The following is a 12,543-nucleotide window of genomic DNA, read 5'->3' on the forward strand; positions in this document are numbered from 1 at the left end:
CACCAGTGGCCGGCGACGATCTAGCGCCGGGTGGTGGCCGCCGCCGCCGCGACGATGGCGGGCAGCAGCGCGTGCGCCCACACCCGGTAACCATCGGCGGAGGGGTGGAAACGGTCCGGGCAGAGCGTCCCCGCATCGGCCCGGAACACCGGCCCGGTCTCGGTGCCCAGGTCGACCACCGAGCCGCCCGCCTGCAACACGGCGCTGGTCTGCGCGCGGGCCACCCGACGCCCGGACCAGCCGACCACCTGGCGCAGCGGAGGAGCGATCGCACGCACCGCGCCGAGGTCGGGGCAGGTGCCCACGACCACCTCGACACGCGCCTCACGCAGCCGGTGCACCGCGGCACCGAGGTAGGCCGCCGCGTCGGCGGGCCGGCGCAGCCCGGTGGCGTCGTTCGCGCCGATCAGGATCAACGCCACGTCGGGCCGCTCACCGAGCAGGGCCCGGGCCACCTGGGTGGCGAGGTCGGTCGAGCGGGACCCGGACACGCCGACGCTGGACAGGTGCACCCGGCGGCCGGTCGGGCCCTCGGCGAGCAGGTTGGCCAACTGCCCGCCGATGGTGTCCTCCAGCCGGTCCACACCGACACCGAGTGCCGACGAGTCGCCCAGCAGCACCAGTCGCAGCGGAGGAGCGCCCGCCCGGCCGATCGTGGCACGCAGGGCCAGGCCCAGCTCCGGTTGGGCGTAGCGTCGGTGCCGGGCGACGAACGCCTCACCGGCGAGGACGGCGGCGCCCCCGACAGTGCCGGCGAGCAGCGAGAACGCCGCCGCCCGACCCAGTCGGCCGGCGAGGCCGGAGGTCACGCTCCGCGCGCTGCGCTCGTTCATGCCAGTCCCTCCACTGTCGAGGTGTCCGAGGCGGACCCGTGCTGCGGCACCGCACCGACACCGAAGAACGCCCGTCGGCGCAACTGCGCCCACCGGCCGGCCGGCCCTCGGTCGCGGCCCCGCACCTGGACGCCGCTGACCTCCGTGCCGGCGTGTCGGGCCGCCTCCTGCGCGGCCTCCGGCAGCGACCGTACGCCGTCGCCGCGCATCGGTGTGGCCCGTCGTTCCGGGGTCGCGCCGAGGGCGGAGAGCATCGTCGGCAGGAGCGCGGCGGCAGCCATCGCGTACCCCTCGGCGGAGGGATGGAACCGGTCCCAGGCGAACATCCGGGTCGGCTCGGCCGCGAACCGGGGGCCGAGCAGGTCACCGAGGGAGACCGTCCAGCCGCCCGCCTCGACCACTGCCACCGTCTGGGCGGCGGCGAGCTGGCGGCTCCAGCGGTGCGCCAGCCAGCGCAACGGTGGCTGGATCGGGCGGATCGCGCCCAGGTCGGGGCAGGTGCCGACGACCACCTCGCACCCGGCGTCGCGCAGGGTGTGCACCGCCTCGACCAGGTAGCGCACCGCGAGGCCGCGCGGGGTGCGGTTGGTGATGTCGTTGCCGCCGATGAGGATCACCGCGATGTCGGGCCGGCACTCCAGCGCCGCCTCCACCTGGTGGCGTAGCGCCGCCGAGATGGCGCCGACCACCGCGAAGCGGTGCAGCTGCACCGGCCGGTGCAGTCGACGGGACAGGCCGGTGGCGAGCAGCGCCCCGGGCGTCTCCCGGCGGCGGTGCACGCCGTAGCCGGCCGCCGACGAGTCACCGAGCACCACCATGGTGAGCGCCGGGCCGGGGAACTTCGCGCCGTACATCCCATCGCAGCGGGGTGGCGGCGCCTCGGCCATCGGGATGGTCCGTCGAGCCTGCCGGGCCTGGCCGACCAGCACCCCGCCGGTCGCCACCGCGGCCGCCGCGGTGGCGCCTGTCCCGATGGCTGCCAGCCGGACGAGCCGCCGGGCCTGCCGCCAGCGTTCACTACCGGGTACGACGGAATCTGCCACCCCCATACCGCGACATTATCGCGCTGGTCCGACACCCCGCTGTCGTCGTGACGGCACCCGGGTGCCTGGAACCCGACGCGACGGGGTATCTGAATGGGAGAGGCCGGCCGACTTGCGCCGACCCGCCACGCTGATCCGGCGGAGAGGAGCGCGACGATGGGTAAGACACTGAAACGCAGCGCGGCGTTCACGGCCCTGGCGCGGGCCCTGGCGGCGGGGGCGCGCAACGGGCCGTCGATCGGCACCCGGTTGGCCGCGTTGCCCCGGATGATCCGGGCCACCGCCAAGGGGGAGTACGACGGCGGCCTTCGGCTGGCCCTGATGACCGCGGCGACGGCGTACATCGTCTCGCCGATCGACCTGCTCCCGGAGATCCCGTTGGCGATCTTCGGGCTGGCCGACGACGCCGTCATGGTCACGTGGCTGGCCGGCAGCGTGCTCGCCGAAACCGATCGCTTCCTGGAGTGGGAGGCCCGTCGCAGCTCGGTCATCCCCGGGGGGTTGGTGCCCTGACGACACGTACGCTGGGCGGCGAGGAACCGTCTTCCCGGTCGCCACCGTCGGCGCCGCAACGAAGGGCACACCGTGCAGTACTACGACAACGTCGTCGACATGATCGGAAACACCCCGCTGGTGCGTCTGCGTAACGTCACCGAGGGCATCCAGGCCACCGTGCTGGCCAAGGTGGAGTACGTCAACCCGGGCGGTTCGGTGAAGGACCGGATCGCGCTGCGGATGGTGGAGGACGCCGAGGCTGCCGGTCTGCTCAAGCCCGGCGGCACCATCGTCGAGCCGACCAGTGGCAACACCGGTGTCGGGTTGGCCCTGGTGGCCCAGCTCAAGGGCTACCGGTGTGTGTTCGTCTGCCCCGACAAGGTCAGCCAGGACAAGCAGGACGTGCTCCGGGCGTACGGCGCCGAGGTGGTGGTCTGCCCGACCGCCGTCGCGCCGGAGGACCCGCGCTCGTACTACAACGTCTCCGACCGGCTGACCCGGGAGATCCCCGGCGCCTGGAAGCCCAACCAGTACAGCAACCCGGCCAACCCCCGCTCGCACTACGAGACCACCGGCCCGGAGCTGTGGAAGCAGACCGAGGGTGGGCTCACCCACTTCGTGGCCGGCGTCGGCACCGGCGGCACGATCTCCGGCATCGGGCGGTACCTCAAGGAGGCGTCCGAGGGCCGGGTCCGGATCATCGGGGCGGACCCGGAGGGTTCGGTCTACTCCGGCGGTACCGGCCGTCCGTACCTGGTCGAGGGCGTCGGTGAGGACTTCTGGCCGGAGACGTACGACCGGGGCGTCGCGGACGAGATCGTGGAGGTCTCCGACAAGGCGTCGTTCGAGATGACCCGGCGACTGGCCCGCGAGGAGGGGCTGCTGGTCGGCGGTTCCTGCGGGATGGCGGTGGTCGCCGCGCTGGAGGTCGCCCGCCGGGCCGGCCCGGACGACGTGGTGGTGGTGCTGCTGCCCGACGGCGGCCGGGGCTACCTGTCGAAGATCTTCAACGACTCGTGGATGGCCCGGTACGGCTTCCTCGACAACTCCGGCGCCGAGCCGACGGTGGCCGACGCGCTGGCCAGCAAGCCGGGCGGGCTGCCTGAGCTGGTGCACGTGCACCCGACCGAGACGGTCCGCGACGCGATCGACTACATGCGCGAGTACGGCGTCTCGCAGCTGCCGGTGCTCAAGGCCGAGCCGCCTGTGGTGACCGGTGAGGTCGCCGGCTCGATCGCCGAGCGGGACCTGCTCGACGCGCTGTTCACCGGTCAGGCTCACCTGCACGACACCATCGAGCGGCACATGGGCGACCCGCTGCCGATGATCGGTGGTGGTCAGCCGGTGAGCGAGGCGGTCGGCATGCTGGAGAAGTCCGACGCGGCGCTGGTCCTGGTCGACGGCAAGCCCAAGGGCGTCCTGACCCGCCAGGACCTCCTGGCCCACCTGGGAGCCCACTGAGTCCCCGTCCCGGTGCCCCGTCTGCGGGCGGGGTGCCGGGCCACCCTGTCGCGCCCTTTGCTCTGCATACGCATACGCACCACCCGTGGTCACGACACCGCTGGTGCTTATTGGTAAGCAGAGCAAAGGCGCGGGCGAGGACTGCTCAGAGAGGGCGGGCGTAGCGGACCTGTGGGGTGAGGGCCGTGCCGATGTGCTCCTCGCGTTCGATGCCCGTTGACGTCCAGCCGCCGCGCTCGTAGAAGGAGCGGGCGTGGGCGTTGTCCCGGAGCACCCAGAGCACCGCGCGACGCCACCCCCTGGCACGCATGGCGTCCAGGGCGTCCACCATCAGCGCGCGACCGACGCCCCGGCCCTGCTCGCGCGGGTCCAGGTGGATCGCGTTGAGCAGCCCGGTGGCGGGGTCGTCCTCGTCGTCCGGGCCCAGGTGGCTGAACCCGACCAGCACTCCGGTCCGCTCGGCCACTGTCATCCGGTGGGTGTCCCGCTCCCACAGCCACCGCTCGACCCAGTACCGACCCATCGCCTCCGGTGTCGGGTCGGCCAGCGCCTCGGCCGGCAGGAACGCGGAGTACGCGGCGACCCGGGAGCGTTGGTGCAGGGCCCCCACCGCCATCAGATCGCCTCCGGTCGCGGAGCGGAGCGTGATGGTCACCCGGCCGAGGCTACCCGGCGCGGCGGAAGCTGCACCGTGGTCAGATCCTCGGCGACGATCAGCTCACCGTCGAAGTGCGCGCGCGCCTCGTCGTGGAACCGGCGCGGGTCGCTGTAGCGCTGGGAGAAGTGGGTGAGCACGAGTCGGCGTACCCCGGACTCGGTCGCCACCCGGGCGGCCTGTGCCGCGGTCAGGTGGCCGACCTCGGCGGCCAACGCGGCCTCCGACTCCAGGAACGTCGACTCGATGACCAGCAGGTCGGCGTGCTCGGCGAGGGCGTAGACCCCGTCGCAGAGGCCGGTGTCCATCACGAACGCGAACCGCTGCCCCGGTCGGGGCACGCTCACCTCGGCCCGGGTGACGCGGCGTCCGTCGAGGTCGAGGTGCCCGACGCGGATCAGCTCGCCGACGGCCGGGCCGACGATGCCGTACGCGGCCAGCTTCTCCGGCAGCATCCGGTGCCCGTCCGGCTCGACCAGCCGGTAGCCGTACGTCTCGATGGGGTGCCGGAGCCGGCGGGCCTCCAGCGTGCCGCAGCGCAGGGCGATGCGCTGCCCGTCGGCCTCGATGGGCTCGACCAGCAGTTCGGCGGTCTCGTAGAAGGAGGTGGCGTGCCGCAGCCGGGCGAAGTATTCGGCGCCGCCGGCCGGAAAGTGCACGGCTACCGGGTGCGCCACCCGGTCCAGGGAGAGCCGTTGGATGGTGCCGGGCAGGCCGAGGCAGTGGTCGCCGTGGAAGTGGGTGACGCAGATCCGGGTCAGGTCGGTGGCGGTGACCGTGGTGTGCAGGAGTTGGCGCTGGCTGCCCTCGCCCGGGTCGAAGAGGATCACCTCGTCGTCCCAGCGCAGCACGTACCCGTTGTGGTTGCGCTGACGGGTCGGTGCCTGGCTGGCCGTCCCCAGGACCACCAACTCGCGCATGGACATGGCCACTCCTGCGGATATGCAGCGACCCCCGGGGCGCTCCGCGCTGTCGCACGGGCCGGCTGGACTGGGCCGGCGCCCCGGGGGTCGGGTGGCTGCCTGGAATTCGCCGCACCGCTGCCACACGGTCTCGACGATGGTGCTGTTGCCCGCCTCGCGGCGGGCCGATCACTGTCGAGGACAGCGGCTAGCTGACAGCCACCTCACGAGTCCGATTGCTATACAAGTCTGGACCACCTCCTTTCACGTGTACGGCCACGTTATCGAGTTCTCGTCGGGCTCGGCAACGGATTTCGATCACAGGGCCGAACGGGAATGCCCGCGCTGGTCAGCCGCCGACGCGGGCGACGCCGACCGGGCAGCTCAGGCCGTTCGGGCCGTGGTTGCAGTACCCGTTCGGGTTCTTGGTCGGCGCCAGGTACTGCTGGTGGTAGTCCTCGGCGAAGTAGTAGCTGTCGAGCGGGGCGATCTCGGTGGTGATCTCACCCTTGCCGGCGCGCGTCACGATCGGCTGGAACGCGTCCCGGGACGACTCGGCGATGGCCCGCTGCTGGTCGTTGGTCGTGTAGATCGCCGAGCGGTACTGGGTGCCGACGTCGTTGCCCTGGCGCATGCCCTGGGTCGGGTCGTGGTTCTCCCAGAAGACCTTCAGCAGATCCTCATAGTTGATCTTGCTGGGGTCGTACACGACCTGGACGACCTCGGCGTGCCCGGTCCGGCCGGAGCAGGTCTCCTCGTACGTCGGGTTCTTGGTGATGCCACCCGCGTAACCGGCGGAGGTGGTGTAGACACCGGGCAGCGTCCAGAACAGCCGCTCGGCGCCCCAGAAGCAACCCATGCCGAAGACCGCCACCTGAAGGCCCTCCGGGAACGGGCCCTTCAACGGGGTGCCCAGCACCTCGTGGCGGTCAGCGACCGGCATGGCGATCGGGCGGCCCGGCAGGGCCTGGTCGGGCGTCACCATTTCGGCCTTCATACGGCGCAGAAACACGGTGGGGATCTCCTCTCGTACCACTCGCAGCGTGCAACACCAGAGAGTCCTGCTTCCTTACCCGCGTGACAGTGACTCAGGCCCCGGCCGGGAACGCCGCCGCCACCCGGTCCGCGTAGCTCTGGGCCTCGGTGTCGTCGACGTACCGGGTGCGCGGCCAGAAGAAGCCCCGCAACCCGTCGCCCTTGGTCCGCGGGACCACGTGGGTGTGCAGGTGGGGCACCGATTGGGACACCTTGTTGTTCATCGCCACGAACGTCCCACCGGCGCCCAGGGCGGTCTCCACCGCCACCGCCAGCCGCTGGACCAGGGCGAAGTAGCCGGGCAGCAGGTCGGCCGGCAACTCCGCCAGCGTCACCAGGTGCGCCCGGGGCACCACCAGCACGTGCCCCTTGAACACCGGCCGGGTGTCCAGGAACGCCACCCCGTCCGGGGTGTCGGCCACCCGGAACGCCGGCACCTCGCCCGTCACGATCCCGCAGAACACGCAACCGCTCATCGGGCCAGGCTATGCCGACGCCGCTGGCGGCCCGGCGTCCGCCCGGGAGCGCGGGTTCCGTTCCAGCCCTCTCCGACAGGGCACTAGCCTCACCAGAATGAGTCACGGCTTCGAGACGCTCGCCATTCACGCCGGCCAGGACCCTGAGGCCCGCACCGGCGCGGTGATCCCACCGATCTACCAGACCAGCACGTACGCCCAGGACGCCGTCGGCGCACCCCGCCTCGGCTACGAGTACAGCCGGTCCGGCAACCCGACCCGGGACGCGCTCCAGGAGTGCCTGGCGGCGCTGGAGGGCGGGCCGGTGGGGCTCGCCTTCGCCAGCGGCCTGGCGGCGGAGGACACCCTGCTGCGGGCCGTGTGCCAGCCCGGTGACCACGTGGTGATCCCGGACGACGCGTACGGCGGCACGTACCGGCTCTTCGCCCGGGTCGCCCAGCGCTGGGGCCTGGAGTTCACCCCGGCCAAGGTCTCCGACCCGGCCGCGATCCGGGCGGCCGTGCAGCCCGGTCGCACGAAGATCGTCTGGGTGGAGACGCCGACCAACCCGCTGCTCGGCATCGCCGACATCGCCGCCCTGGCCGCCGTGGCACACGACGCGGGCGCCCTGCTGGTGGTGGACAACACCTTCGCCTCGCCGTACCTCCAGCAGCCGATCGCCTTCGGCGCCGACGTGGTGGTGCACTCCACCACCAAGTACATCGGTGGGCACTCCGACGTGGTCGGTGGCGCGCTGGTCGTCGCCGACGCCGGTCTCGGTGAGGAGCTGCGCTACCACCAGAACGCGATGGGCGCGGTCAACGGCCCGTTCGACGCCTGGCTCACCCTGCGGGGCATCAAGACCCTCGGGGTACGCATGGACCGGCACTGCGACAACGCCGAGCGGCTCGCCGGGTACCTCGACGGGCACGCCAAGGTCGCCCAGGTGATCTATCCGGGGCTGCCCTCGCACCCCGGTCACGAGGTGGCCGCCAAGCAGATGCGCCGGTTCGGCGGCATGATCTCGTTCCGCGCCGCCGGTGGTGAGGAGCACGCCGTGGACATCTGCAACCGGGCCAAGCTCTTCGTGCTCGCCGAATCGCTGGGCGGCGTGGAATCCCTGATCGAGCACCCGGGCCGGATGACACACGCAAGTGCTGCCGGCTCGCCGCTTGAAGTTCCCGGCGATCTCGTGCGACTGTCTGTCGGCATCGAGACGGTCGACGACCTACTCGCCGATCTGGAGCAGGCGCTGGGCTGACCGCTGGGGAAGGATGGCCGTGCAGGACATCATGGCGACCTGGGTCGGAGCGACCGCCAAGCAGATCGCCCGGGGCGTACGCCGAGGTGACGTCTCGGCGACCCAGGTCGTCGCCGACCACCTCGAGTACATCTCCCGAGCCGACCGTGAGCTGGCCGCGTTCCGCGCCGTTCGCGGCGGTGAGGCGATCACCGAGGCGGAGAAGGTCGACGAGCAGGAGGACCTGGCGAACCTGCCGCTGGCCGGGGTTCCGGTGGCGGTCAAGGAGAACACCCCGGTCGCCGGCCTGCCCACCTGGAACGGGTCGGCCGCCGCCCGCACCGACGTCGCGGAGGCCGACCACGAGGTGGTGCGTCGGCTGCGCGGCGCCGGCGCGGTGATCCTCGGCGTGACCCGGATGCCGGAGCTGGGGCTGTGGGCACTCACCGACGACGACAGCGCGGTGACCCGTAACCCGTGGGACAGCACGCGTACCCCTGGTGGGTCCTCGGGCGGTTCGGCCGCCGCGGTCGCCGCCGGGCTGGTGCCGATCGCGCACGCCAACGACGGTCTCGGCTCGATCCGGATTCCCGCGGCCTGCTGTGGGCTGGTCGGGCTCAAGCCCGGCCGGGGCGTGGTCCCCTGCCAGCTCGGTGCCGACGACTGGTTCGGTCTCACCGAGCACGGCATGCTGACCAGCACGGTCGCCGACGCGGCGGTCGGCTTCTCGGTGCTCGCCGGCCGGCGCCCCGAGAAGCTCGTCCCGCCGCAGCGGTTGCGGGTGGGCGTCTCGTTGCGGTCCCCGGTGCGCGGTGTCGCGCCGGACGCGCCGAACCGGGACGCGGTCGCCGCCGCCGGTCGGCTCCTCGCCGCGGCCGGGCACGACACGGTGCCGGCGGACCCGGTCTACCCCACCGCGCTCGGCCTTCAGGGCATCGCCACCTGGCTGGCCGCGGCCGCCACCGACGTCCGGGCGTCCGGCCTGGACCGGCGCGGTCTGCAACGGCGTACCCGGCGGCACGTCGCGCTGGGCGAGTGGGCGCAGCGCCGCGGCTACGTGCGGGAGGCGGACCGGGTGGCCTGGCGGCAACGGTCGGTCGACTTCTTCACCGACCACTCGGTCGACCTGCTGCTCACCCCGGCGCTGGCCAGCGCGCCACCGGAGGCGGCCCGCTGGTCGGAGCGGTCCTGGCGGGCGAACATGTCCGCCAACATCCGGTACGCCCCGTACGCCGCGCCCTGGAACATCGCCGGCCTGCCGGCGGTCGTCGTGCCCGTCGGTCGCCGCCCGGACGGCCTGCCGGTCGCCGTGCAGCTGGTCGGTCCGCCCGGCTCGGAGCTGCTGCTGCTCGGTGTGGCCGGCCAGTTCGAGATGGCCGCCCCGTGGACACGCCACGCACCCGGCTACCCCCGGGTCGGAACGGGGTCGCCGACCTCCGCATGATCGTCTACGGTGTGCGCGCATCGTCGCGTGGACCGGGGGACACCAATGCGCTGCCAGACCTGCGGGGACGCCATGTCCCCCGAAAACCAGTACTGCCCGCGGTGCTTCACGCCGCTCGGCCAGCCCGCCGTCACGCCAGGGCTACCGACGTACCGGGTACGCGGGATCGGCCTGGCGGCGATCGTCGCCGTCGGCGTGACCGCCGTGCTCTACCTGGCGGTGGTGCTGTCCTCGCTGATCGGCATGGTGCTGGCCCGGCGGGCTATGGCCAACGAGAACCCGGACCTGCTTCGCCTCGCGGCGATCATCGTCGCGGTGATGGCGCTGATCATGACGGTGGTACACCTCACCGCCGCCGTACTGGTGATCATCTGGACCTGGCGGGCCCGCAAGAACACCGACGCCTTCCCCGGCGCCGAGCCGGCCTTCGGGCCCGGCTGGGCGATCGCCGGCTGGCTGGTGCCCTTCGCGAACTTCGTGGTGCCGGCCCGGGTCGTGGCGGCAGTGGCCCGGGACAGCCTCTGGCGGCGGGCCACGCCAGCGATCGTGGCCGTCTGGTGGTGCTCCTGGCTGGTGTTCAGCGTCGGTGAGCGGCTCGCCAGCCGCGCCGACGACCGGGCGTACGAGAAGCTGCCGGAGATCCCGTTCGACGACGCCGGCTACCAGGCGTACGCCGACCTGTACCAGGACTCCCTGCTTCGCAGCGCGCTGCCCGCGCTGGGCTGTGTGATCGCGGCGGTGACGCTGATCCTGCTGATCCGACGGATCTCCGCTGCCCAGGAGGCCCGGATCGCCGGCGCCACCCCGCAGTGGCCGACCGGCCCGGTCTGGCCGGCCCAAACCTGGCCCGCCGCTGCGGCGGCTCAACCCGCCATGGAGGTGCCGGGGGCCGCACCAACTTCGTGATCCACTCGGGATTCATGAAGTCGCGTTGTCCGGGCGGCCCGGATACCGCGTTTTTCAGGATCCCGAGTGGATCAACCCGGTCCGGTCGGCCGCGCCCGGTCGGCCGCGCCCGGTTGGCCCGCGCCCGGTTGGCCCGCGCCCGGTTGGCCCGCGCCCCGGTTGGCCCGGGCCCCGGTTGGCCTGGCCCGTGGGTTGGTCGGGGAGCGCGGGTGGCACGATCGGGGCATGACGGAACTGGTCGGTCTCGACGACGTGCGGGCCGCACGGGAGTTGCTCGCCGGGGTCACCCGCACCACCCCGCTGGAGCCCTCCCGCCCGCTCAGCGCGGCCCTGGGCGGGCCAACCTGGCTCAAGTGCGAGAACGTGCAGCGCGCCGGCTCGTACAAGGTCCGGGGCGCGTACGTGCGGATCTCGCGGTTGTCGGCGGCGGAGCGGGAGCGCGGCGTGGTCGCGGCCAGCGCGGGCAACCACGCGCAGGGCGTGGCCCTCGCCGCCGGCCTGGTCGGCACGCACGCCACCGTCTTCATGCCGGTCAACGCGCCGCTGCCGAAGGTGGCCGCCACCAAGGGGTACGGCGCGCAGGTCGAGCTGGCCGGGAACACCGTCGACGAGTCGCTCGTCGCCGCGCACACGTACGCCGAGCGCACCGGCGCGGTCCTGATCCACCCGTTCGACCACGCCGACGTGATCGCCGGGCAGGGCACTGTGGCGCTGGAGATCCTCGAACAGTGCCCGGACGTGAAGACGATCATCACCGGGGTGGGTGGCGGCGGTCTGATCTCGGGCATGGCGGTCGCCGCCAAGGCACTGCGACCGGACGTCCGGATCATCGGTGTGCAGGCGGCCGGCGCGGCGGCGTTCCCGCCCTCACTGGTGGCCGGGGAACCGGTCCGGCTGCCCGCCTTCGCCACCATCGCCGACGGCATCGCGGTCGGCCGGCCCGGCGAGATCACCTTCAACCACGTGCGCAAGCTGGTCGACGAGATCGTCACCGTCTCCGAGGAGGACATCTCCCGGGCCCTGCTGATGTTGCTGGAGCGCGGCAAGCAGGTGGTCGAGCCGGCCGGGGCGGTCGGGGTCGCCGCGCTGCTGGCCGGCGTGGTCGAGGTGGAGACGCCGGTGGTCGCCGTGCTCTCCGGCGGCAACATCGACCCGTTGCTGATGCTGCGGGTGATCGAGCACGGGTTGGCCGCCGCGGGTCGCTACCTGCGGGTGACGGTCCGTTGTTCGGACCGGCCGGGGCAGCTCGCGTCATTGCTCAGCCAGATCGCCGAGCACCGGGCCAACGTGGTCGACGTGGAGCATCAGCGGGCCAACCCGCACCTCGGCCTTGGCGAGGTGGAGGTGGCGCTGTCGGTGGAGACCCGGGGTGTCGAACACTCGGACACGCTGATCAGCGCCCTGCGGGCCAGCGGCTACCAGGTGGTCTTCGCAGCCGAGGCGTGACACCGGTAGGTGCCACGCCTCGGATACGCGGTGTCTCGGTGCCGGCCTCGGTCAACCCGGCCGGCCGCTGTCGGCGACGGGTCAGCCGGAGAACGGCTCGAAGCTGACCACCGTCACCTTGATGTCGGCGCCGCTGGGCGCCGTGTAGGTGCAGGTCTGCCCGGCTCGCCCGCCCAGGATCGCCTTGCCCAGCGCGGATTCGGGGCTGTAGACGGTCAGGTCGGTCGTGGCCGCGATCTCCCGGGAACCGAGCAGGAACGTCTCGGTGTCATTGGTGTCGTCGTCGAAGTAGATCGTCACCACCATGCCCGGCGACACCGCGTCGGCGGACGGGGCCTCGCCGACCTTCGCGGTGCGCAGCAGCTCCTGCAGGTAGCGGATGCGCCCCTCGGCCTTGCCCTGCTCCTCGCGGGCGGCGTGGTAGCCGCCGTTCTCCCGCAGGTCGCCCTCCTCGCGCCGAGCGTTGATCTCGGCTGCGATCGCCGGACGGTTGGCGATGTGCTCGTCGAGCTCGGCCTGGAGGCGGTCGTACGCGTCCTGGGACAGCCAGGTGGCGGGCGCCTCGTTGCCAGTGGACACAGGCGTTCTCCTCAGTTGTGCGTGGCTGGCTGACAGGTGAACTACCAAG

Annotated in this window: 13 protein-coding genes; 6 read left to right on the forward strand and 7 right to left on the reverse strand. The window is 72.5% G+C overall.

Annotated elements, in window-relative coordinates; genetic code table 11:
- Nucleotides 1-20 precede the first annotated feature (20 nt).
- Entirely contained in the window at nt 21-833 is an 813-nt protein-coding gene (locus QCZ28_RS03925; protein WP_210858126.1) for an SGNH/GDSL hydrolase family protein, read from the reverse strand.
- Entirely contained in the window at nt 830-1,882 is a 1,053-nt protein-coding gene (locus tag QCZ28_RS03930) for an SGNH/GDSL hydrolase family protein (protein ID WP_279515231.1), read from the reverse strand. Before QCZ28_RS03930 ends, QCZ28_RS03925 begins: the two co-directional genes overlap by 4 nt.
- Before the next feature lie 150 nt (nt 1,883-2,032).
- On the opposite strand from QCZ28_RS03930, the gene QCZ28_RS03935 reads away from it, so the two are divergent.
- Together QCZ28_RS03935 and QCZ28_RS03940 are read left to right on the forward strand one after the other, a co-directional pair.
- Nucleotides 2,033-2,389: a YkvA family protein gene (locus QCZ28_RS03935; RefSeq protein WP_030328742.1), complete on the forward strand. Its 357-nt coding sequence runs from the start codon at nt 2,033-2,035 to the stop codon at nt 2,387-2,389.
- Nucleotides 2,390-2,461: 72 nt separating this feature from the next.
- Nucleotides 2,462-3,832 (forward strand): cystathionine beta-synthase, encoded by a 1,371-nt coding sequence (locus QCZ28_RS03940; protein ID WP_279515232.1) that lies wholly within the window; start codon nt 2,462-2,464, stop codon nt 3,830-3,832.
- A 145-nt stretch (nt 3,833-3,977) separates the two neighbouring features.
- On the opposite strand, the gene QCZ28_RS03945 is transcribed toward QCZ28_RS03940, so the two are convergent.
- The 4 genes from QCZ28_RS03945 to QCZ28_RS03960 all read right to left on the reverse strand — a co-directional run bounded on the left by QCZ28_RS03945 (nt 3,978) and on the right by QCZ28_RS03960 (nt 6,900).
- On the reverse strand, nt 3,978-4,487 hold the full coding sequence (locus QCZ28_RS03945) for a GNAT family N-acetyltransferase (protein WP_279515233.1): 510 nt from the start codon (nt 4,485-4,487) through the stop codon (nt 3,978-3,980).
- Complete coding sequence (locus QCZ28_RS03950; protein WP_279515234.1) at nt 4,484-5,413, reverse strand: ribonuclease Z; 930 nt, start codon at nt 5,411-5,413, stop codon at nt 4,484-4,486. The genes QCZ28_RS03945 and QCZ28_RS03950 overlap by 4 nt, the downstream gene beginning before the upstream one ends.
- A 325-nt stretch (nt 5,414-5,738) precedes the next feature.
- A complete protein-coding gene (gene msrA, locus QCZ28_RS03955) occupies nt 5,739-6,401 on the reverse strand; it encodes a peptide-methionine (S)-S-oxide reductase MsrA (RefSeq protein ID WP_279515235.1) in 663 nt (220 codons plus the stop codon).
- A 76-nt stretch (nt 6,402-6,477) separates the two neighbouring features.
- On the reverse strand, nt 6,478-6,900 hold the full coding sequence (locus tag QCZ28_RS03960) for an HIT family protein (protein ID WP_279515236.1): 423 nt from the start codon (nt 6,898-6,900) through the stop codon (nt 6,478-6,480).
- A 97-nt stretch (nt 6,901-6,997) separates the two neighbouring features.
- Here QCZ28_RS03960 and QCZ28_RS03965 point away from each other — a divergent pair, with 97 nt between their 5' ends.
- From QCZ28_RS03965 to ilvA, 4 genes are all read left to right on the forward strand, one after another.
- Nucleotides 6,998-8,140, forward strand: a complete 1,143-nt coding sequence (locus tag QCZ28_RS03965; protein ID WP_279515237.1) for a cystathionine gamma-synthase — start codon at nt 6,998-7,000, stop codon at nt 8,138-8,140.
- 13 nt (nt 8,141-8,153) lie between these two features.
- Nucleotides 8,154-9,563 carry an amidase family protein gene (locus tag QCZ28_RS03970; protein WP_279515238.1) on the forward strand — a complete coding sequence of 470 codons (1,410 nt, stop codon included), beginning with the start codon at nt 8,154-8,156 and terminating at the stop codon, nt 9,561-9,563.
- Nucleotides 9,564-9,635: 72 nt separating this feature from the next.
- Nucleotides 9,636-10,469 carry a DUF4328 domain-containing protein gene (locus QCZ28_RS03975; protein ID WP_279515239.1) on the forward strand — a complete coding sequence of 278 codons (834 nt, stop codon included), beginning with the start codon at nt 9,636-9,638 and terminating at the stop codon, nt 10,467-10,469.
- 225 nt (nt 10,470-10,694) lie between these two features.
- A complete protein-coding gene (ilvA, locus tag QCZ28_RS03980; protein ID WP_279515240.1) occupies nt 10,695-11,915 on the forward strand; it encodes a threonine ammonia-lyase in 1,221 nt (406 codons plus the stop codon).
- Nucleotides 11,916-11,996: 81 nt separating this feature from the next.
- Here the strand turns inward: ilvA and greA are convergent, their stop codons facing one another.
- Nucleotides 11,997-12,494, reverse strand: a complete 498-nt coding sequence (gene greA / locus QCZ28_RS03985; protein ID WP_030337948.1) for a transcription elongation factor GreA — start codon at nt 12,492-12,494, stop codon at nt 11,997-11,999.
- Between the last annotated feature and the right edge of the window lie 49 nt (nt 12,495-12,543).

The organism is Micromonospora sp. DH14, assembly GCF_029809455.1.
Lineage (GTDB): Bacteria > Actinomycetota > Actinomycetes > Mycobacteriales > Micromonosporaceae > Micromonospora > Micromonospora parva.

What these genes read in the sequence shown, in the direction of transcription:
- QCZ28_RS03970 (WP_279515238.1), top strand. Translation starts at nt 8,154, where the DNA reads ATGGCCGTGCAGGACATCATGGCGACCTGGGTCGGAGCGACCGCCAAG.
- QCZ28_RS03965 (WP_279515237.1), top strand. Translation starts at nt 6,998, where the DNA reads ATGAGTCACGGCTTCGAGACGCTCGCCATTCACGCCGGCCAGGACCCT.
- ilvA (WP_279515240.1), top strand. Translation starts at nt 10,695, where the DNA reads ATGACGGAACTGGTCGGTCTCGACGACGTGCGGGCCGCACGGGAGTTG.
- QCZ28_RS03960 (WP_279515236.1), bottom strand. Translation starts at nt 6,900, where the DNA reads ATGAGCGGTTGCGTGTTCTGCGGGATCGTGACGGGCGAGGTGCCGGCG.
- QCZ28_RS03925 (WP_210858126.1), bottom strand. Translation starts at nt 833, where the DNA reads ATGAACGAGCGCAGCGCGCGGAGCGTGACCTCCGGCCTCGCCGGCCGA.
- QCZ28_RS03950 (WP_279515234.1), bottom strand. Translation starts at nt 5,413, where the DNA reads ATGTCCATGCGCGAGTTGGTGGTCCTGGGGACGGCCAGCCAGGCACCG.
- QCZ28_RS03935 (WP_030328742.1), top strand. Translation starts at nt 2,033, where the DNA reads ATGGGTAAGACACTGAAACGCAGCGCGGCGTTCACGGCCCTGGCGCGG.
- QCZ28_RS03975 (WP_279515239.1), top strand. Translation starts at nt 9,636, where the DNA reads ATGTCCCCCGAAAACCAGTACTGCCCGCGGTGCTTCACGCCGCTCGGC.
- QCZ28_RS03930 (WP_279515231.1), bottom strand. Translation starts at nt 1,882, where the DNA reads ATGGGGGTGGCAGATTCCGTCGTACCCGGTAGTGAACGCTGGCGGCAG.